Raw genomic sequence first — 19,508 nt, 5'->3', positions numbered from 1 at the left:
GGCGTAGTGGCGGAGACCGGGACCGTCCGCTTCCTGCACACCGCGGACTGGCAGCTGGGCATGACGCGGCACTGGCTCGGCGAGCATCAGGGCGCGTACGACCGGGCGCGGATCGGCGCGATCCGGCGGATCGGTAGGCTCGCCGAGCAGGAGGGCTGCGAGTTCATCGTGGTGTGCGGCGACGTCTTCGAGTACGCGCAGGTCAAGCCGCGTACCGCGGAACCGGCGCTGGAGCGGCTGAGCGCGCTTCCGGTGCCGGTCTACCTGCTGCCCGGCAACCACGATCCGCTGACCGAGTCAGGGATCTACCGCTCGGACTGGTTCCACCGGCAGGCGGGTGAGAGTGTGCGCGTGCTCGACGCTCCCGGGCTCGTCGAGGTGCGGCCCGGAGTGGAACTGCTGGCCGCGCCCTGGTTCTCGAAGCAGGCCCCCGACGAGCAGATCGATCGGCTCGCGGCCCGGCTGGAACCGCCGCCGCCCGGCACCGTGCGAATCGCGGTGGGCCACGGCGGCGTCGACTCGCTGGCCTCCGCGCTCACCGCGGACCCGATCTCCACCGGCAGGCTGGAGCAGGCGGTCGCGGAGGGTCGGGTCGACTACGTGGCGCTCGGCGACCGGCACTCGAAGACCTCCGTCGGCGGCTCGGGCCGAATCTGGTACTCCGGCAGCCCCGAGCCGACCGCGACGCGGGACCCGGACCCCGGATTCGTCCTCGTCGCCGAGCTCGGGCCGAGCCGTGCGGTCGAGGTGACGCCGCATCAGGTCGGCACCTGGACCTTTCGGGAGCGGCACTTCGAACTGGCCGAGGCCGCCGACGTTGACGCCGTCCTCGCCTGGCTGGACGCATTCCCGGAGAAGGCCGACACCGTCGCCAAGCCGATCCTCTCCGGCGCGCTGGGCCTCGCCGAGTCGGAGCGGCTGCGCGCCGGCCTGGAGACCCGGAGCCACCGCTTCGCGGCGATCCTCGAATCGGGTCGCAGCACGCTGCGTGCCCGCCCGGAGGACACCGACCTGGATGACCTGGCGCTCACCGGCTTCGTCGCCGAGACCGTGACCGCTCTGCGCGACCGGGGCGGCGAGGCGGCCAATGACGCGCTGCGACTGCTGATCCGGCTGGCCGGGGACTGAGGGGATTGCACCATGCTGCGACTGCACCGGATCAGGCTGACCGACTTCAAGGGCGTGGCCGCGCGCGAGGTGGCGTTCACCGAGCACGGCATCACGCTGGTCTCCGGCCCGAACGAGATCGGCAAGTCCTCGCTGGTGGACGCGCTTGACCTGCTGATCGACCTGCCCGCGACCTCGCGGCACAGCCGCGTGACGGCGACCCAGCCGACCGGCCGCGACGTGGGCCCGGAGGTGGAGGCGGAGCTCAGCCTCGGCCCGCACCGCCTCGTCTACCGCAAGCGCTGGCTGCGTTCCCCGCAGACCGAGCTGCAGGTCCTCTCGCCGTCCCCCGCGCAGTTCAGCGGGCCGCAGGCGCATGAGCGCCTCAACGGCCTGTTGGCGGAGAACGGCGTGGACAAGGACCTGTGGCGCAGGCTGCGGGTGGACCAGGGCGCGCCGCTTGGCCAGGCCTCGGTCGGCGGCTACGCCTCGGTGCCCGCCATGGCGGGAGAGGCCGAGCACCTCAACTCGGTGCGGCGCGGCCCGGAGGAGGAGCTGTTCGAGAAGGCCAAGGCCGAGTTCGAGCGGTACTTCACCGAGAAGCGCTTCCAGCCGACCGGCGACTACAAGGCGGCGCGCGAGGCGCTGGACGTCGCCAACGACGCGTGCGCCGAGGCGAAGGCCGCGCTGGCGGCGGCCGACGGCGACCTGGCCGACTACCAGCGGACGCGGCGTCAGATCGCGGGCGGCGCGGAGGAGCTGGACGCGGCGACCAGCCGTCTCAAGCTGCTCGAACAGCAGTGGAAGGAAGCGACCGAGGCCGAGGCGAAGCAGCGTGCGCTGGAGACCGTGCTCGGGGAGGCCGAGGTGATCGCGCGCCAGGAGTCGGAGGTCGAGCGGCTGAGTGAGCGGCTCACCTGGAACGAGTCCGACGCCGCTGCTAAGCAGGGCGAGCTCGCGGCGGCGGAGAACGAGGCGGCGCTCGCGGAGGAGCGGCTGCGGGCGTGCGGCGCGCAGCGGGATATCGCCAGAACCGCGGCGCGGCTGGCCGGCGGGGACGTCGCGTGGCGCCGGGACCAGGCGGAGGCCGAGCAGGCTGAGGCGGTGCTCGCACGGCTCGAGGCGGCGCAGCAGCGGCTGGACGCGGCCGCGGCGAGGCTCGACGCGTGCCAGGTCACCGACCTGGTCCTCGCCGGGATCGACGAGGCGCACCGCGCGTGGGAGAAGGCGCACGACCAGCTGGCCGCCAACGCCGCCACGGTCGCGGTGACCCGGCTTGGCGAGACCCCCGTGCTCATCGACGGCGCCGAGTCGGCAGCCGCGGACGACTTCACTCTCCCCGTGCTCGAAGCCCGCACGGTCGAGGTGCCGGGTGCCGTGCGGGTCATGGTCAGGCCGGGCAGCGGGGAGAAGCAGCGGCGCGCGACCGAGCGCGAAACCCTCGAGCGCTACCGCTCGCTCTGCGCACAGGCGGACGTCGCGGATATCGCAGGCGCCAAGGAGGCCGGACAGCTCTGGCGAGCGGCGCACGAGGAGCAGCGGGACGCCCGGACGGCGATCGAGGCCGCGCAGTACGACGAGTCCGTCGGCCAGCTGCGCTCCAGGCTCGAGGTCCTCCGCGAGAAGATCACCGCGTACGAGGCCGCCCTGCCTGCGGAGCGCGTGCCCGCGGCCGACCTGTCCGCCGCGCAGGAGGCCGAGCAGGCCGCGCGCGCGGCGGCGGAGGTGGCCGAGGACCGCTTCCTGGAGGAGGACAAGAAGGCCAATCAGCTCGCGACGCGTGTCAGTACACTGCGCGCCGAGCAGAACGCCGTCGCCCGAGCTGTGCAGGGCGCGTCCGACGAACTCGAACTCGCGCGCAAGCGGCTGACCGAGATAGGGCCCCCGCTACTCCCGTCCGAGCTGGAACGGGCGCGGTCCGAGCGTGACACGGCGGCGGAGCGGGTCGCCCAACTCGACCCCGGGCGGCTGACCGAGCAGCTCGACAACCAGCGTCGCCTGGTGCCCGAACTCGCCAACGAGCAGAACAAGCACCGAACGCACCTCGAGGTGCTCTCCGACCGGCTCACCCGCTACGGCCGGTCCGCGCCCGAGGAGCAGTTGGCGCTGGCCGACACCGAGCAGAAGCGCGCCCAGCGGGCGTATGACGCACTGGAACGCCGGGCCCAGGCCGCGAAGCTGCTGTTCGAGACGCTGAGCAGCCACCGCGAAGCGGCCCGCGACCGGCACACCACGCCGTTCCGCCAGCGCGTCGAGCGCTACGCGCAGCGCCTTTTCAGCCCCGGCGTGCACGTCGAGATCGGCCCCGACCTGACGATCGTCTCGAAGACCGTCGGCGGCGTCACCGTCCCCTTCGACTCGCTCTCCGCGGGCGCCCGCGAGCAACTGAGCCTGCTGGCCCGCATCGCCTGCGCCGACCTGGTCGGTTCGGTCCCGCTGATCCTCGACGACGTGCTCGGCCACTCCGACCGGGACCGCCTCAGGGACGTGGCGGTGATCCTCGGCCAGGTCGCCGACCGCACCCAGATCATCCTGCTCAGCCACGAACCCACCCGCTTCCCCATCGCCGGCATTCACCGCGTCGACCTCTAGCGCGGCCGACCGCCGGGTGCGGTGGGGCGCCGGTGCGGTGGGCGCTGGTGCGGTGGCGCAGCGGAACTCTAGTGGAGCTCTGGCGCGGTGGGGCGCTGGTGCGGTGGCGCAGCGGAACTCTGGCGCAGCGGAACTCTGGCGCAGTGGAGCTCTGGCGCGGTCGGGACGCCCTTCATCCGCTGGTAGACTGGGCGATCGCGTGGCCTCGTAGTGCGGTGTTGCCAGCCTGAAGAGCAGTGGTGACAAGACACCGCGCGGTCGCCCCCAGGGCCGACTCGCCACGCTAACCACTTTGGATATGAACTAGAAGAGGCTGTTCTTTACATGGCGAACATCAAGTCGCAGATCAAGCGCATCAAGACCAACGAGAAGGCCCGCCTGCGCAACAAGGCGTACAAGTCGGAGCTGAAGACCGCGATCCGCCGCACCCGCGAGGCCATCGCCGCCGGCGACGCCGCCAAGGCCCAGGAGGCCGCCGCCTACGCCTCCCGCAAGCTGGACAAGGCCGTCTCGAAGGGCGTCATCCACGCCAACCAGGCCGCCAACAAGAAGTCCGCGCTGGCCAAGGCCGTCAACGGCCTGAACGCCTGATCTTCCCCGCACTCTCAGCGGAAGGGCCCCGCACGTCGTACGACGTGCGGGGCCCTGGCCTTTTCGCTTCCGGGCTACAGCGAGAGGACGAGTTTTTCCAGGGCGTAGTAGGGGTCGGCGGCGGCGCCTTTGACGGCGGCGTCGGTGTCGGCGACGGCGCGGAGGGCGGCGGAGAGGCGGGGCGGGTTCCAGCTGCGGGCCTGTTTGCGGAGCTTGTCTATCTGCCAGGGGGGCAGGCCGAGGTCCTTGGCGGCGCCGCCGGCGGCGGCGACCTTGCCGAGGCGGCGCAGGCCGGTGGCGAAGGCGCTGACGATCAGCACGGGGGCCACGCCGGTGTCCAGGGCGAAGCGGAGTTGCTCCAGGGCCTCGAAGCGACGGCCCTCGATCGCCAGGTCGGCGATCGCGAAGCCGGAGACTTCGGCGCGGCCCTGGTAGTACTTGGCGACTATGGTCTCGTCGACGGTGCCCTCGGAGTCGTCGACGAGCTGGCTCGCCGCGGCGGCGAGCTCGCGTAGGTCGGAGCCGACGGCGTCGGACAGGGCGCGGGCGGCGTCGTCGGTGATGGCGCGCTTGACCCGCTTGAACTCGCTCTTGATGAAGCCGATGCGGTCACCGGGCTTGCTCAGCTTCGGGCAGTCGACGAGGTTGGGCTTGCGCTTCTTCACGGCGTCGAGGAACGCCTTGCCCTTGACGCCGCCGCCGTGCACGAGGACGAGAACCGTGGTGTCGGCCGGGTCGTTCAGGTAGCGCGTCACCTCGGTTGTCTGTTCCGGCGTCAGGTCCTGCACGCCGCGCACGACGACGACCTTGGCCTCGCCGAACAGCGACGGCGAGACCAGTTCGGCGAAGCCGCCGGGCGCGAGTTGGCCGGGGATCACGTCGCAGATCTCGACGCTCGGGTCCTGCTTCCGCGCCGCGGCCACCACCTCGGCCACGGCCCGGTCGGCAAGCAGCTCCTCCGGGCCGGTGACCAAGGTGAGGGGTGGGACGACGGTCACTGCGATTCCTCGGCGGCGGGGCCGTCCAGCTTCGCGGCGCCGCACACCCAGGCGAGGGCGAAGGCCTCCTCGTGCCAAGCGTCGTAGCGGCCCGACTTGCCGCCGTGGCCCGCCGACTCGATCTCGGTCTTCAGCAGGATGTCCTTGCTCTGCCCGTTCAGCGCGGTGGCGCGCAGCCGGGCGATCCACTTGGCGGGCTCGTGGTAGCCGACGCGGGTGTCGTTGACGCTGGTACGCGCGAGGATCGGCGGGTAGGCCACCGCGGCGACGTTCTCGTAGGGGCTGTACTCCTTCATGTACTGATACACCTCGGCGGACTCGAGCGGGTTGCCCCACTCGTCCCACTCCATGACCGTCAGCGGCAGGCTCGGGTCGAGGATGGTGTTCAGCGCGTCGACGAACGGGACCTCGGCGAGCACGCCCGCCCACAGGTCCGGCGCGAGGTTCGCGATGGCGCCCATGAGCAGGCCGCCGGCGGAGCCGCCGCGCGCGACGAGGCGGTCCGGCGCGGCCCAGCCCTCGGCGACCATCGCGCGGCCGCAGGCCACGAAGTCGGTGAAGGTGTTCTTCTTGTGCAGCAGCTTGCCCTGCTCGTACCAGAACCGGCCCATCTCGCCGCCGCCGCGGATGTGCGCGATGGCGAAGACGAAGCCGCGGTCGAGCAGACTCAGCCGCGCGACCGAGAAGTACGGGTCCATCGACGCCTCGTACGAGCCGTAGCCGTAGAGGAGGCAGGGTGCCGTTGAGTCTGGTTGCAGGCCCTTGCGGTGAACGACGGAGATCGGGATGCGGGTTCCGTCCTCGGCCACGGCCCACACGCGGCGCTGCTCGTACTGCTCCGGGTCGAAGCCGCCGAGCACGGGCTGGCGCTTGAGCAGCGTGAGGGTGCCGTTGGCGATGTCGTAGTCGTACACGGAGGACGGGGTCACCATCGAGCCGTAGCCGATGCGCACCCGGTCGGTGGTGTACTCCGGGTTGCTTCCGGTGCCGACGCTGTAGATCGGCTCATCGAACGCGATCGGGCTGCCCTGGGCGCTCGGCACGCCGTCCACGATCGGGTGCACGGCGACGCCGGTCAGCCCGTCCTTGCGGTATTCGAGCACGAAATGGTCCGCGAAGGCCTCGGCATCGAGCAGCCGGACGGCGGGATCGTGCGCGAGCAGCGGAGTCCACTCACCCGGAGCCGTGATCGGCGCCGTCGCCAGCTCGAAGTTCTCCTTGCCGTCGCTGTTGTGCACGACCAGCAGCACATCGCGGTCCGAGTCGGTCGGGTGGGCCCAGTGGTCGACGGCGTACTCGACGCCGGTCTGCCGCTCCTTCACCACGCGGAACTCGCCGGTCGGGTCGTCCGCGCGCAGCAGCCGGGACTCGCTGGTGATCTTCGAACCGAGGGAGATCTCGAGGTACTTCTCGCTGCGGCTGAGCCCGACGCCGAGCCAGAAGCGCTCGTCCGGCTCCTCGAAGACCAGCACGTCCTGCTCGGCCGGGGTGCCGATGGCGTGGCGGTGCACGCGGTAGGGGCGCCAGGCCTCGTCCACCGTCGTGTAGAAGAACACCGAGTTGTCGGCGGCCCACGCGGTGCTGTAGTGCGTGTTCGGGATCTCGTCGGTCAGGTCCTGACCGGTCTCCAGGTCCCGGATGCGCAGCGTGTATCGCTCGTCCCCGTCGAAGTCCGTCGAGTAGGCCAGCAGCCGGTCGTCCGGCGAGATGTCGAAGGCGCCGAACGAGAAGAAGTCGTGGCCCTCGGCGAGCGCGTTCCCGTCCAGCAGGACCTGCTCGCCCGGCAGCGCCGAGCCGTCTTCCGGCAGCTCGGGCGGGTTCGGGCCGGTCGCGGCGAGCCGGCAGTGGATGGAGTACTGCTTGCCCTCCTCGGTCCGGGCGTAGTGCCACCAGTCGCCCTTGCGGGTGGGCACGGAGAGGTCTGTCTCCTTGGTGCGCCCCTTGATCTCCTGGAAGATCCGCTCGCGCAGTGCGGCCTGCCCGTCCGTCGCCGCGGCGGTGAAGGCGTTCTCCGCCTCGAGGTATGTCCGGACGTCCTTGTCGTCCTTGTCGAGGAACCAGTAGTACGGGTCCTGGACGTGGTCGCCGTGCTGGACACGCTCGTGCGGCTGGGTTTTCGCGACGGGTGGCTTCATGCTCCGATCCTATGTCCACGATGCGACACGAGGGCGGCTGACGCGACGCATTCGTGGGTAGGAGGAATGACGGAGGGTGACGCGGGGTCACGATCAACACATCTACGCATGGAGATCGAGGACTCGTGTACAAGCTCACCGGAATCAGCAAGCAGTATCGGAAGGGCGGCGCCGTCGTCGACGCGATCCGCCCGATGGACGCGGAGATCGCGGACGGCGAATGGCTCGCGATCCAGGGCCCGACCGGGCACGGCAAGACGACCCTGCTGCAGTTGCTCGGCGGCCTCGACCGGCCGACCGCCGGCACGGTCGAGTTCGACGGCCAGAACCTCGGCGCGATGAGCGAGTCGCGGCTGACGCGTATTCGCGCCGAGCACATCGGATTCGTGTTCCAGTCCTTCAACTTGATCCCGACGCTCAATGCCATCGAGAACGTCGAGACGGCCCTGGTGCCGCTCAAGATCTCGAGCGGCGATCGGCGGGAGCGGGCGATGAAGGCACTGGGCAGCGTCGGCCTGGCGGACCGGGCGTTCCACCTGCCGACGGAGCTCTCCGGCGGCCAGCAGCAGCGCGCGGCCATAGCTCGGGCGCTGGTCAAGGAGCCGCGGGTGCTGCTCGCCGACGAGCCGTCCGGCAACCTGGACGAGGACACCCGCGACGAGATCATCTCGCTGCTGGAGGACTCGTGGCGTGACAGGGGCCTGACGCTGGTCATCGTGACGCACGACAGCATGGTGGCCTCGCGGGCGCAGCGCCGGGGCGTGATGCGCAACGGAAGGCTGACGTACGGCGCCGAAAACGTGTCCGAGGCGGAGCGCGCGGAGCCCGACGAGCCCGGGGCGGAGTCGTGGACCGAGCCCGAGGAAATCGGCAGCGATTCGGAGTGAGTGCGATGGCGTTGCCGGCTGCCGCCACGGCGGCCGTGTGAGGTGGACGTCGGGCTCGGCGGGGCGGTCGGGAGCGTGCCGTCGCCCTTGTCGGCCTGGACCGGGATCGGCGCGTCGGACGCGGCCGGCGCGCTGATCAGGACCATGCCGTCGAGGTCGGTCCGGTACACCCGTGCCCCGTCCGAGCCGGCGAGATAGACGGTTCGCGCGGCCGGGTGGCCGTACGGATTGCCCAGGCCGACGGAGATGACGCTGAGGCTCGGTGCCGCCGCCGCCAGGAAATCAGGAAACTGTTTTGCGCTGCCGTGGTGCGGCACCTTCAGCACGTCGGCCTTGAGGTACTGCTTGCGGTCCTGCAGCAGGATCTGCTGGACCGTCGTCTCGATGTCACCTGTCAACAGGATGTGGAAAGGCGCGCCGCGCACGTTCACCGTGACGGCCATGACGATGGAGTCGTTGTTGGGGCCGGAGTTCTCGCTCGGACCGTCCTCGGCCATGTTGCTCATGCCACTGCCGCTGCCCCTGCCACTGCCACTGCCGCCCGTGTCGGTCGACGCATGCAGTGGGTGCTCGGCCTGCGGCCACAGGACTCGCCAGGAGATGTCCCCGATCTTGCGCTGTTCGTCGGGTTGCACGCGCACGACGGGGATTCGCGCGGCCGCGGCGAGGCGGTTGACCAGGGCGGCTCCGGACGGCGGGTCATCGACGGTCGTCGTCTCGATTTCGCCTACCTTGCGGCCTTGGAGCAGGCCGGAGAGTCCGTCGACGTGGTCGGCATGGAAGTGGGTGAGGATCGCGAGCGGGACGTCGGTGATACCGAGTCGCTGGGCACATGTGTCCTCCTTGGCGGGGTCGGGGCCCGTGTCGACGGCGATGGCCGTGTGCGGGGAGAGATTCAGGAAGAGCGCGTCGCCTTGGCCGATGTCGCACACGGCGAGCGACCAGGGTCGCTGCGGGGTGGACGGGGTGGTGAGTTGGCGCAGCAGCGGGATGGATGCGAGGCCGACGAGGAGCATGCAGATGACGCCGATGACGATCAGGCGGCGCTTGCGAGCGGTACGTCGCTCCGGTTGCGGGGTGGTCATACGGGGCTCCGTCGATCGTGGATCCGGTGTAGCGAGCGGGTGAGTCTGCGGCCGATGGCGTAGGTGGCGAGCAGGGCGAACATGCCGACCAGGCCGGTCGGCCACGGGACCTTGGCGCCGGGAACGCGTGCCACGCCGTGCGCGACGAGGCAGATCCAGCGCGTGGGCCATTGAGCGAGCCAGGCCGCCGCGTGGCCCGCCGGCGGCCAGACGGCGTATCCGGCCATCGCGGTGATGCCGAGGACGGTGGCGGGCGGCGCCGCGGGGACGGCGAGCACGTTGCCGAAGACGGCGTACAACGGCAGCGAGCCGGTGAAGGTGACGAGCAGCGGCTCGCAGTAGATCTCCGCGGCGGCCGTGTACGAGGCGGTGGTCGCGACCCAGCTCGGCAGGCGGTAAAGCACGATCAGCTTGTCGCGCCAGCCGGGGGCGCTGACCAGCAGGCCGGCCGTGGCGGCGACGGAGAGGACGAAGCCGTACTGGTGGGCGAGCCAGGGATCGATCAGCAGCAGGATCAGCGCGGCTCCGGCGGTCGCGGTCAGCCCGCGGAACCGGCGGCCGGTGGAGAGGGCGACGCTCGCGAGCAGCGCGGTGACCGTGGCGCGCACCATCGGTGGTCCGGGGCGGGCGAGGGCGGTGAAGCCGAGCGCGAGCACCGCGGCGAAAACGGCGAGGGCGTGGGCGCATAGGCCCGCGTATCGGGCGAGCGGGAGAACCGCCGCGGACAGAAAAACAAGGTTCTCGCCGGACACCACGACGAGATAGCTGAGGCCGGCGGCTTTGAGGTCGGCGCTGGTGGCGGCCGGGACGGCGCTCGTGTCGCCGAGGGTGAGGGCGGGGAGCACGGCCGCCGGTTCCGGCGGGAGACCGGCGACGGCTTGGCGGAGATCGGAGCGCAGGGCGCCCGCGAGGCTCTGGATGAGGCTCGGGCCGCCGATGACGCGGGGTGGCTGATTCGCCGTCAGCGTGGCCGCGTCGCCGTCCGCCGGGTCCTTCGGCGGCACGAGGCGGCCGCTGAGCTCGATGTGCATGGACGGCAGCAGCGTCGACCAGGTGGCGGACGAATCGGGGTGGGCGAGGACGGTGGCACGGGAGTGCACCCGCAGGGGCGCACCGCCCTCGGACGACACGGATTCGATGCGGACGGGGAGCAGGATGATTCCCTTGACGGGCTTGGGGTCGCCGGTCACGGCCGCCGTCGCGGTCACATAGGAGTGGGCGGCGGCGAGTTCGGAGACGGGACCGAGGCGCAGCGCGTAGACGTGCAGGGCGGCGGATGTCGCGAGCGACGCGGCGACGAGGAGCGTCGCGCCGACGGGGATGAACATCGTGGAGCGCTTGGCGAAGCAGAGTGTTGGGACGCCGATCGCGGCCAGGCCCGCGGCGCATGCGAACGTCGTGGCCGGAGCGTGCGTGAGGCCGAGGCGCGTGGCCAGCCAACCCGCCAGCACCGGCGGGAGCAGGCGCAGGTCGGGGACTTTGGGTCGCGCTCGGTTCATGGTTCCGCTCCCCCGTCTACAGCGCGACCATCGGGGCGAGGTTCGAGAACCGCTGGCCGCTGAAGCCGCTGACCTGCCGGAGGTCGTCGACGCTGTGGAACGGGCCGTGCTCGGTGCGGTAGTCGACGATCCGCTCGGCGAGCGCCGGACCGACGCCGGGGAGTTGCTCGAGGTCTTCCACGGTCGCCAGATTCAGATGGACGAGCTCCGTGCCGCCGCGGCTCTTCTTGCCCTTGCCGCGGCCGGCCGGCGCGCCGGACTGGGCCTGCGGCGGCGTCACGCCGACCAGCACCTGCTCGCCGTCGACGAGCACCTGGGCCTGGTTGAGCGCGGTCAGGTCGATGCCCGGCAGGGCGCCCCCGGCCGCGTTGATCGCGTCGAGGATGCGCGAGCCCGCCGGCAAGGTGCGCACGCCTGGCCTGGGCACCTTGCCCTCGACGTCGACGACGACACCCTGGCCGGAGCCGGACGTGACGGCGGAGTTCGCGGCTGAGTTGCCGGCCGAGTTGGCACCGGAGTCGGTCGCGACCGGGACCGACGGGAGGGACTCGGCCTCGGTCGCCCCGGCCGCGTCGCCGGTGCCGAAGCCGAGCGGACGCTCGCGGGCCACGGACATCTCGTGCGGCTTCGACCGGAGCACGGCCCACCCGCCGATCAGCAGCGCGCCCAGCAGAACGCTGACGGCCAGCACGATCCCGGTCGTGCGGTCCAGCGCCCAGCGGCCGCGGAGCGTGGGCGGCAGCCGGTCGGCGATCGCGGCCTTCCAGCGGCCCCGCCGGGAGATCACCGGCGGGAGGAGCGATGGCTCCGCGGAGCGGGTGGCAGCGCCGGCCACCCCGTCGACCTGTGGTGTCGCCCAGCGCCAGTGCCTGTCGTTCTGAGTCATGATCCGGACGCTAGGGGGCGTACCGGACATCCGTCTCGCGGGATTTCGCGGGCTGTGGACGAAACCCCGGTTGTGGATAAACCCGCCACACATTCGGCTCAGCGATTAAGCACACCATCCCGCCGAAACGGTGAGCCTGTTCGGGGCGACCCCGCTGTCGGCTGAGCGATCTTCGGCTATCGTGCGATTTATGACTGGCCCGACGGTGGTGGTGACGGACTCGACGGCGTGCCTCACGGCGGAGCGGGTGGCCGCGGCGGGCATCGTCGTCGTCCCGCTGCAGGTGGTGATCGGCACCGACTCGTACACCGAGGGCACGGCGCGGGCGCAGACCGCGCTGATGGCCGCGCTGCGGCGCAGGCAGCCCGCGACCACCTCGCGGCCCTCCCCCGAGCAGTTCGCCGCGTGCTACCGCGAACTGGCCGAGCAGGGCGCGGGCGGCATCGTGTCGGTGCACCTGTCCGAGCAGCTGTCCGCCACCGGCGAGGCCGCGCGGCTTGCCGCGAAGAGCGCGCAGGTCCCGGTCGAGGTGGTCGATTCGCGCAGCCTCGGCATGGGCCTCGGCTACGCCGCGCTGGCCGCCGCCGAGGCCGCGAAGGCGGGCGCCGGGCCGCTGGTCTGCGCGGACATCGCGGCCAAGCGGGCGACGATGACCTCGATCCTGTTCTACGTCGACACGCTCGAGTACCTGCGGCGCGGCGGACGGATCGGCAAGGCGCAGGCCTTCGTCGGCTCGGCCCTCGCGGTCAAGCCGCTGCTGCACCTGGTGGACGGTCAGGTGGCCCCGCTGGAGAAGGTCAGGACCGCCGCACGCGCGCTGGCCCGGATCGAACAGGTCGCGCTGGAGCGGGCGGGCGACGGGCCGGTGGACGTGGCCGTGCACCATCTCAACTCGCTGCCGCGCGCGGAACTGCTCGCCGAGCAGCTGCGGCACCGGCTCGCCGGGCTCGGCGAACTGACGATCAGCGAGGTCGGCGCGGTCATCGGCGCGCACGCCGGACCCGGCGTCATCGGCGTCGTGATCTCGCCCCGTTTGGACTAATCGCGCCAACAGGGTTCGTCACGCCGATCGGACCAATCATCTACTGGTCACCTGACGCCGCGTCACTCGACTGGACGACGCTGGCCGGGGCCAACTCGGCGATCAGGGCCTCGGTCAACGGGTGCAGTTCGCGCACGCCGTGCACCCGCCAGGTGCGATCCCGCAGCGAGGCGATCGTCTTCTCGAGGCGCGGCACGTCGCTCGTCGCGAAGACCGCGCGCAGCAGGCCGCGCCACAGCTCCTCGTCCTCGGGGCTCGCGCGCAGGCCCGCCTCGACCGCCGCGATGGCCTTCTCCGCGGCGCCGTTCGCGACCCGCGCGTCGGCCAGCCGCAAGGCGGTGTCCGCGATCTGCGCCGGGATCTGCGCCTCGACGATCTCGTAGGCCAGCCAGCCGTACCGGCCCTTCGTCCGGTTCGCCAGGAAGCGGCCGCGCACCAGGTCGAGCGCCGCGTTGAGCAGATTGTCGAGGTGCACCGGGGACTGCAGGTTCGCGTCGTACAGCGCGCGCGACTGCAGGGACTCGAACAGGTCCCAGTCCGACCACACGAACCGGCCGAGCCGCAGCCGTCCGTCCGGCTCGCTGATCAGGTTCGGCTCGCCGTCCGGGTCGGTGCCCAGCCATTCGGCCAGCCGCTCGACGGTCGCCCGGGCCACGTCCGCCGTCGTGCCGCGCGGCCAGAGTGCGGCCGCCAGCACGCTCGGGTGCACGCCGTCCCGGTGCTGGAGCAGGAAGACCAGCGCCTCGTTGAGCAGCGGGGCGCGCTCCGCCTCCGCGATGCCGGTGCCGCTCGTCTCCAGCTGCCCGAGTACGCGCACGAACACCGACGGCTGCTCGTCCGGCAGCGGACCGGTGTAGCCGACCCCGGCCACCCGTGCCACGCCGCCCGCGCCCCCGCTCAGCGGGATGCCCTCGACGTCGCCGACCGCGCGGAACAGCCCGAGGATCGCCGCGTATTGGTCCTCCGGCAGGAGCTGGGCGCGCGCCTCGATGCCGGAGCGCGACTCGAGGACCGTGCCGTCCTCGGCGACCTCCAGGCGGCCGGCCGCGTCCGGCACCTCGCCGGCGACCACGAAGCCCATGCCGACCCGGGTGGTCTGCGGCGCGATCTCGATCAGCCTGCTGAGGATCGCCGGATGCGGCTCCTCGGCGACGAGCACGAAGTGCGGCGCGAAAGCGGCGGCGTGGCTGGCGCGCACCCGCGAGTCGAGCACCGAGTCGAGGCCCGCGTTGGACAGCGCGGAGGTGCGCTCGGCGGCCTCGGCCTCCAGCACCGGCAGGATCTCGTCGAGCACCTTCACGTGCCGCACCCGGGCCGGGGCGAGCGGCGTCAGGTCGCCCGGGAAGCCGACGAGCGTGATCGACATCCGGTCCGACCAGGCGTTCGTCGCCAGCTCCACGGCCATCGCCGAGATCAGTGCCCTGGTCTGCTCGCGCGGCCCGGTCACGGCGAGCACGCCGGGGACGTCCTCGAGGTCGACCAGGAGCCGGTCCTCGCCGTCCTCGCCCGCGGTGCCGATCGAGACGAGTCCGGGGTACGGGGCGAAGCGCTGGTGCGCGGCGTCCGCGTCGATCTGGCCGATCGCCGGGCGCGGGAAGTTCCAGGAGCGGCCGTCCGCGGCGGTGAACCACGGCAGCGGCGCCTGTTCCGGGCCGGTCGCGTCCACGGCCTCGGTGAGCATCAGCTCGATGCCCTGGGTCCGCAGCCGCAGCGCGCTGGTGCGCGGCAGGGCGCGGTCGCGCTTGCTCAGCTCGGCGGACAGGCCGCGCAGCGCCAGATCGAGGAACCAGACCTCGACCTCGCCCGCGCCGACCCTGATCGACTCCTCGGCCACCGCGGCGTCGCCGGTCGGCGTGGTCGGGCGACGTCCGCCGATCCGGTTCCACAGCTGGCGGCGGCGGTGCCGGCCGAGCGCGAGCAGCAGCCCGGCGGCCAGCAGCGGCGCGCCCGCGATGCCGTAGAGCACGCGCTCCTCGACCGGGCCGAGCTGCTTCTCGTCGGCCGAGGTGGAACCGCGGTGCGAATTGCGCGGCAGACCCGCGCTGGTGATCGCCCCGCCGCCCGATTCCGAGCCGTTCTGCCGGCCGTTCTGCTGCGCGTTCGCCGAGGCCTCGGCGGCGCGCGCGGCGGCGGCCACGGCCTGCGCGATGTCGTCGGCCGCCTGGCTCACCTTCACGCCCTGGGGATTGGCCGGGGTGAGCTTCGACGGAGCGGTCGCGGCGGTGCCGAAGACGAATCCGGCCTGCTGGGCGCCGGGCTCGGCGTCCGTCTTGTGATCCGCGCTCGTGCCGCCCTTGTCGTCGGCGGACTTGTCGACGCCGGTGTTCGTGACGGCGGTCTGGGCGTTCGCGTCCGCATCTTGCACTGTCGGATTGTTCGTCTGCGTGGTCGCAGTGGACGAGGACGTGACGGTCGACGAGCTCGCCATGGCCGGCATCTCGGTGATCAGGTCGCCGCCGGTCGCGTCGGCGGGCATCTCCAGGATCCAGCCGGGCCGGATGAGCGACGCGTCCGTGAGCTTCTGGCCGTCCGGCTGGATGCGGTCCTTGTTGAGCGCGTAGATCTCCTTGTACCGGCGGCCGTCGCCCAGATGCCGTTCGGCGATCTCCCAGAGCGAGTCGTAATTCCGGCCGTGCGGCGGCTGCACGCGGTAGAGCTTCGTGCCCGCGACGGTCTGCACCGAGACCTGCGTCATCGACGAGCTCGCCGCCTGCACGACCGCCTGCCCGGAACGCGTGCTCGGCAGATTCGAGGAAGTCGTGGTGGACGAGCCGTTGCGCGCGACGGTGCCGTTTCCCGAGGGCGGCGACCCGGCCGCGTCCAGCTGCATCGAGATCGCCGTGTGCGGCTTGGGAATCGCGGCCGGCGAGTTCGAAAGGTGCGTGATGTCCGGCGCGAACGAGGCGGCCGTGGCGGTCAGCATCAGCACCGCGGCCACGAGCTGGCGCGCGAGGAACTGGCTCGGCAGGGCGCCGGGCACCTTCGCCGGGATGCCGACCCCGCGCCGCGCGTTCGAAAGTTCCACGATGACGCACGCCGTGAACTGGGCCCACGCCAGCCATACGACCACCGCCAGCGCCTTGACCAGCACATCGCTGCTGAGCGGACTCCGCAGCTGGTCCGTCGTCGGCACCTGATGCGGCAGCGGCCAGCCGATGAAGCGCACCAGGGCGAACGGAACGGCGCCGAGGAGCACGACGAGCACGAGCAGCGCGCCGAGGGCTCTAAGGACGTCTCCAGACGTCCGGCCGTGCGTTCTGATGTCGCTCATTTCCGTCTTCCCTCCCTCGGACTAATTGCCCGTCGCTGCCGTAGCTGTACCCGTTTCGGTGACCGTGACAGTCCCTGAGAACAGATCGAAGACGAACGGTGAGTACGTCAGGTTCACCGAGACCGTCACCGAGTTGCCCGGGCCGTTGCCGACCACCTCGCAGCCCCCGTTCCCGAGGCCGGTGTCGAGGGTCGCGGTTCCGTAGTGGATGCTGCTCGCCGCATTCGTCAGATAGTCCCTCGCCCGAAGGCAGCCGTCGTCCTGGATCACGGCGCCGCCGCTCTGCCGAAGCGAGGCGGTGCTGAGGTTCTGCGCCTCGGCCCGCGCGGCCTGGTCGGCGAGATCCGCGGCGCGTTCGCGTTGCGAGATGGCCAGACCGACGTCGATCACGAGAGCCGCGACCATCACGATCACGAGCGACCAGAGCACGACGAACACCGTCATCGAGCCGCGCTCGTCACGCCGTCCGGGGCGAATCCTCATAGCTGGCCGCCCCGATACGTGTCGACCGGCGCGGATGAGGACTCGTCGATCGTGTAGGAGATGCCGAACTCGGTGACCTTGCACTCGACCGTGATCGTCAGCAGTGTGACGTTGTCCGTGCCGCTGGATATCACCGGCTGCGAGACGGACGGCAGGCCGCCGCCGCTGCTGTTGCACGTGCTGCCCAGATCGTCCTTCGCGACGGTGTACGCGAAGTTGTACGCGTCACTCGTGGACCGCTGCAGCGAGCCCATGCGGGCCGCGTCCTGCGCCGCGCCCTGGACCTGGCCCACGTTCTGCGCGTAGAACCCGAGCCCGACCATGGCGACGACGAACAGGAACAGGATCGGCGTGCCGATGACGACCTCGACGGTCGACACCCCCGCCTGGTCGCGCCGCCGGCGGCGTCTGAGAGCCCTGAGAGCCCTAATAGCCATTGCAGTGCCCGTTGGTCTGGTAGAAGCACTCGACCGGGCCGACGCTGCTCGACTGCACGGTGAAGGTCCAGAAGGGCACGACCGAGGTGATGCTGAACTGCACGCTCACCCCGACCTCGGGGTACGCGTTGCCCAGCGGCACCGGGTCGAGGGCCTGCGCGTTCGGCGAGCCCTCGACCATCGAGCCGAGCAGCTGGTTCACCCAGCCGGTCGCCGTGCTCGTCGCGGCGGTCTGCCAGCTGGTGTTCGTGTTCACGGCGGTCTCCCTGGCCTTGCGCGCGCCCTCCTGTGCGGCCGAGACCGCCACGTGCCGCGCGAACAGGGCCAGGCCGATCTGCACCGAGCCGAACATGAGCAGGAACAGGAGCGGAGTGAACACGACGAATTCGACCACCGTGGCCCCCGACTCCCTGTCCCGCTCCCGCCGCTTCACGTCTCGGCCTAGTTGCTCTTGCAGCCGCTGGTGCCGCCGGCCGAGTTGATGCAGTTCTGGATGGTGTTGGCCTTGGTCGTCAGGGCATTGGTGATGATCACGCCGACCGTGACCGCGAGCACGACGACGATCGTCGTGATGACCACCCACTCGACGACGGACGCGCCCTCCTCCGGGTCGCGGGAGCGGGCCGCGGCGAGCCGGGCCGAGAGCGTCGTCCGGAGGTAGTGCACCGCCGGCGCGAAGGGCGAGTAACCGAACATCGTCAGACCCCTTGCTCAGATGGCGGCGATCTGGGTGATCGCCGGGTAGATGAGGAACACGAGAAAGCCCGCGCAGAGCAGCACCTGCGCGACGAGCATGGACTGCGACTGCTGGCCCGCCTTGCCCTCGATCTCGGACAGTTCGCGGCGGCGCATGGTCTCCGCGCGGGAGGCGAGCGAGGTGCGGATCTTGGCTCCGTCGTCGGCGGTCAGCGCGAGCGCGTTGCCGAGATCGACGAGTTCTTCCACCCCGACCGCGAGGCCGAGGCTGCCGAGCGCGGCCCACTGCGTCTGGCCGGACAGGCGCGCGTCGGACAGCGCGTTGCGGATCCGGCGCACGGCCCAGCCGTCGCTGATCTCCGCGGCGGACATCAGCGCCTCGGGCAGGCCGCGTCCGCCGGCGAGGTTCATGGCGACGAGGTCGAGGTACGCGGAGACGACGCGCTTGAAGTCCTCCCGCCGCTCCTTCGCCTTCTGCTTCACCTCGATGTCCGGCACCACGAAGAAACCGGCGGCGGCGATCAGCGTGAGCCAGAGCGGGACCAGGAACGTCAGGTGCGCGCCCAGCACCCACAGCAGCCCGTAGAGCAGCGGCACGAACACGAAGCCGTACGCGGCGAGCCCGATCTTGGTGGCCAGGAAGGATTCCCAGGTCCGGTCGAGGATCGCGAGGTCCGCGCGGAGTGAGCGTTGCTGCCAGCCCTGCCGCGCATAGAACTCGGCCATCCGCCGGCCGACCGTCTCCTTGAACGACGCCTTGCCGGAGCCGACGTCGATGGAGTACGGGCCGAGCTCGCGCAGCGCGTCGATCTGCGCCACGGTCACGGTCGCGCTGCGCCGGGTCGGCATGAGGGAGCGGATCAGCAGGTAGACGCCGAGGCCGATGGCGGCGCCGAGGGCTACGTATTCGAGCAGCATCTATCTCACCGCACCCACATCAGGAAGCGTTCCGGCGTCTTGACCTCGGAGAGCCTGCGCAGCCAGAAGAATCCGCCCGCGAACAGCAGCATCACCAGGGAGAGCACGAACTGGCCGATCGGCGTTCCGTACGGCCGGACGTACTGGTGGTCGAGCACTGCCATGCCGACCACGACCGCGGTGACGGCGACCACGATGATCTGCACGGCGCGGCGCATCCCGGCGCGCTGGGCCATGACGCGGTTGCGCATGTCCACCTCTTCGCGGGACGACTTGGCGAGCGCGCCGAGAACCTCGCGCAGGCCGGGGCCGCGCAGCCGCGAGTTGAGGATCAGCGCCGCGATGATGATGTCCGCGCTCGGGTCGTTGATGTCGTCCGCGAGCAGGTGCAGCGCCTCCGGCAGCGGCATGCGTCCGCGCAGCCGGTCCATCAGCGCGTCCAGATGCGGACGCAGCAGCGGTCCGGCGGAACGCGCCGAGGCCGGGATCGCCTGCTCCAGGCCGACCGCGCCCGCGATCGTGTCGCGCAGGGACTCCGTCCACATCGCCAGCGCCTCGACCCGCTGCATGCCGAGCCGCTCCTGCGCGAGGCCGCCGAACAGCTTGCTCCAGAAGAAGACCAGCACCGCGACGCCGATGCCCGCGACCGGCCAGCCGGTGATCAGCCCCACGACGATGCCGACGAGCATCGCGATGGCGAGCCGCTGCCCCGCCTTGCGCAGCCATTCGCCGACCTGCGCCTGCCGGCCGGCCGGCTTGTCCGTGGGCTTGAAGCCGATCAGCGACGCGATCAGCAGCGCCACGCCGCCTCCGCCGCAGACGCCGGCGAGCAGCGCCTCGAGCGTCGGCACCTGGAGCAGTTCCTGGGCGTTCACCGTGTC

The 19,508-nt window shown here is 71.3% G+C and carries 16 protein-coding genes and 1 pseudogene; 5 read left to right on the top strand and 12 right to left on the bottom strand.

Annotation, left to right across the window (positions count from 1 at the left end; all coding sequences use genetic code 11):
* Window positions 1–6: 6 nt before the first annotated feature.
* The 3 genes from VG296_RS24560 (at window position 7) to rpsT (ending at window position 4,290) form a co-directional block, all read left to right on the top strand.
* Complete coding sequence (locus VG296_RS24560) at window positions 7–1,128, top strand: DNA repair exonuclease (RefSeq protein WP_325569558.1); 1,122 nt, start codon at window positions 7–9, stop codon at window positions 1,126–1,128.
* 12 nt (window positions 1,129–1,140) lie between these two features.
* Window positions 1,141–3,699: an AAA family ATPase gene (locus tag VG296_RS24555; protein WP_325569556.1), complete on the top strand. Its 2,559-nt coding sequence runs from the start codon at window positions 1,141–1,143 to the stop codon at window positions 3,697–3,699.
* Window positions 3,700–4,023: 324 nt separating this feature from the next.
* On the top strand, window positions 4,024–4,290 hold the full coding sequence (gene rpsT, locus VG296_RS24550; protein ID WP_325569554.1) for a 30S ribosomal protein S20: 267 nt from the start codon (window positions 4,024–4,026) through the stop codon (window positions 4,288–4,290).
* A gap of 74 nt (window positions 4,291–4,364) precedes the next feature.
* Here the strand turns inward: rpsT and holA are convergent, their stop codons facing one another.
* Together holA and VG296_RS24540 are read right to left on the bottom strand one after the other, a co-directional pair.
* A complete protein-coding gene (holA, locus tag VG296_RS24545) occupies window positions 4,365–5,288 on the bottom strand; it encodes a DNA polymerase III subunit delta (RefSeq protein ID WP_325569552.1) in 924 nt (307 codons plus the stop codon).
* Window positions 5,285–7,423, bottom strand: coding sequence for a S9 family peptidase (locus VG296_RS24540; RefSeq protein ID WP_325569550.1), 2,139 nt, complete (start codon window positions 7,421–7,423; stop codon window positions 5,285–5,287). The genes holA and VG296_RS24540 overlap by 4 nt, the downstream gene beginning before the upstream one ends.
* 125 nt (window positions 7,424–7,548) lie before the next feature.
* Here VG296_RS24540 and VG296_RS24535 point away from each other — a divergent pair, with 125 nt between their 5' ends.
* Window positions 7,549–8,310 carry an ABC transporter ATP-binding protein gene (locus tag VG296_RS24535; protein ID WP_325569548.1) on the top strand — a complete coding sequence of 254 codons (762 nt, stop codon included), beginning with the start codon at window positions 7,549–7,551 and terminating at the stop codon, window positions 8,308–8,310.
* A gap of 599 nt (window positions 8,311–8,909) precedes the next feature.
* Here VG296_RS24535 and VG296_RS33300 read toward each other — a convergent pair.
* The 3 genes and pseudogenes from VG296_RS33300 to VG296_RS24520 form a co-directional block, all read right to left on the bottom strand.
* Window positions 8,910–9,326: pseudogene (locus VG296_RS33300) on the bottom strand (ComEC/Rec2 family competence protein); the annotation flags it as partial.
* A 65-nt stretch (window positions 9,327–9,391) separates the two neighbouring features.
* Window positions 9,392–10,894, bottom strand: a complete 1,503-nt coding sequence (locus VG296_RS24525; protein WP_325569544.1) for a ComEC/Rec2 family competence protein — start codon at window positions 10,892–10,894, stop codon at window positions 9,392–9,394.
* 16 nt (window positions 10,895–10,910) lie between these two features.
* Window positions 10,911–11,780: a ComEA family DNA-binding protein gene (locus tag VG296_RS24520; protein WP_325569543.1), complete on the bottom strand. Its 870-nt coding sequence runs from the start codon at window positions 11,778–11,780 to the stop codon at window positions 10,911–10,913.
* Between the two features lie 190 nt (window positions 11,781–11,970).
* Here VG296_RS24520 and VG296_RS24515 point away from each other — a divergent pair, with 190 nt between their 5' ends.
* Window positions 11,971–12,822 carry a DegV family protein gene (locus VG296_RS24515; RefSeq protein ID WP_325569541.1) on the top strand — a complete coding sequence of 284 codons (852 nt, stop codon included), beginning with the start codon at window positions 11,971–11,973 and terminating at the stop codon, window positions 12,820–12,822.
* A gap of 40 nt (window positions 12,823–12,862) precedes the next feature.
* Here the strand turns inward: VG296_RS24515 and VG296_RS24510 are convergent, their stop codons facing one another.
* The 7 genes from VG296_RS24510 to VG296_RS24480 are packed head-to-tail and all read right to left on the bottom strand — an operon-like array spanning window position 12,863 to window position 19,502.
* The gene (locus tag VG296_RS24510) at window positions 12,863–16,093 is read right to left on the bottom strand and encodes a BTAD domain-containing putative transcriptional regulator (protein ID WP_325569539.1); all 3,231 of its coding nucleotides are present in this window, start codon (window positions 16,091–16,093) and stop codon (window positions 12,863–12,865) included.
* 21 nt (window positions 16,094–16,114) lie between these two features.
* Window positions 16,115–16,576, bottom strand: a complete 462-nt coding sequence (locus tag VG296_RS24505) for a TadE/TadG family type IV pilus assembly protein (protein ID WP_325569537.1) — start codon at window positions 16,574–16,576, stop codon at window positions 16,115–16,117.
* Window positions 16,573–16,956: a TadE family protein gene (locus VG296_RS24500; protein ID WP_325569535.1), complete on the bottom strand. Its 384-nt coding sequence runs from the start codon at window positions 16,954–16,956 to the stop codon at window positions 16,573–16,575. The genes VG296_RS24505 and VG296_RS24500 overlap by 4 nt, the downstream gene beginning before the upstream one ends.
* 46 nt (window positions 16,957–17,002) lie before the next feature.
* The gene (locus tag VG296_RS24495) at window positions 17,003–17,407 is read right to left on the bottom strand and encodes a TadE family protein (protein ID WP_325569533.1); all 405 of its coding nucleotides are present in this window, start codon (window positions 17,405–17,407) and stop codon (window positions 17,003–17,005) included.
* A 47-nt stretch (window positions 17,408–17,454) separates the two neighbouring features.
* Complete coding sequence (locus VG296_RS24490) at window positions 17,455–17,709, bottom strand: hypothetical protein (protein ID WP_325569531.1); 255 nt, start codon at window positions 17,707–17,709, stop codon at window positions 17,455–17,457.
* A gap of 15 nt (window positions 17,710–17,724) precedes the next feature.
* The gene (locus tag VG296_RS24485; RefSeq protein ID WP_325569529.1) at window positions 17,725–18,627 is read right to left on the bottom strand and encodes a type II secretion system F family protein; all 903 of its coding nucleotides are present in this window, start codon (window positions 18,625–18,627) and stop codon (window positions 17,725–17,727) included.
* A 5-nt stretch (window positions 18,628–18,632) separates the two neighbouring features.
* On the bottom strand, window positions 18,633–19,502 hold the full coding sequence (locus tag VG296_RS24480; RefSeq protein WP_325569527.1) for a type II secretion system F family protein: 870 nt from the start codon (window positions 19,500–19,502) through the stop codon (window positions 18,633–18,635).
* Window positions 19,503–19,508 lie beyond the last annotated feature (6 nt).

It is taken from the genome of Actinospica sp., assembly GCF_035552695.1.
In the GTDB taxonomy this organism is placed as follows: Bacteria; Actinomycetota; Actinomycetes; order Streptomycetales; family Catenulisporaceae; genus Actinospica.
The sequence above is the reverse complement of the archived record's forward strand: the minus strand, read 5'-3'. Positions and strand labels throughout refer to the sequence as shown.

Bases quoted from the DNA above. Each gene is read 5' to 3' on its own strand.
- VG296_RS24555 (WP_325569556.1), top strand. From the start codon at position 1,141: ATGCTGCGACTGCACCGGATCAGGCTGACCGACTTCAAGGGCGTGGCC.
- rpsT (WP_325569554.1), top strand. From the start codon at position 4,024: ATGGCGAACATCAAGTCGCAGATCAAGCGCATCAAGACCAACGAGAAG.
- VG296_RS24540 (WP_325569550.1), bottom strand. From the start codon at position 7,423: ATGAAGCCACCCGTCGCGAAAACCCAGCCGCACGAGCGTGTCCAGCAC.
- VG296_RS24525 (WP_325569544.1), bottom strand. From the start codon at position 10,894: ATGAACCGAGCGCGACCCAAAGTCCCCGACCTGCGCCTGCTCCCGCCG.
- VG296_RS24520 (WP_325569543.1), bottom strand. From the start codon at position 11,780: ATGACTCAGAACGACAGGCACTGGCGCTGGGCGACACCACAGGTCGAC.
- VG296_RS24515 (WP_325569541.1), top strand. From the start codon at position 11,971: ATGACTGGCCCGACGGTGGTGGTGACGGACTCGACGGCGTGCCTCACG.
- VG296_RS24510 (WP_325569539.1), bottom strand. From the start codon at position 16,093: ATGAGCGACATCAGAACGCACGGCCGGACGTCTGGAGACGTCCTTAGA.
- VG296_RS24505 (WP_325569537.1), bottom strand. From the start codon at position 16,576: ATGAGGATTCGCCCCGGACGGCGTGACGAGCGCGGCTCGATGACGGTG.
- VG296_RS24490 (WP_325569531.1), bottom strand. From the start codon at position 17,709: ATGTTCGGTTACTCGCCCTTCGCGCCGGCGGTGCACTACCTCCGGACG.
- VG296_RS24485 (WP_325569529.1), bottom strand. From the start codon at position 18,627: ATGCTGCTCGAATACGTAGCCCTCGGCGCCGCCATCGGCCTCGGCGTC.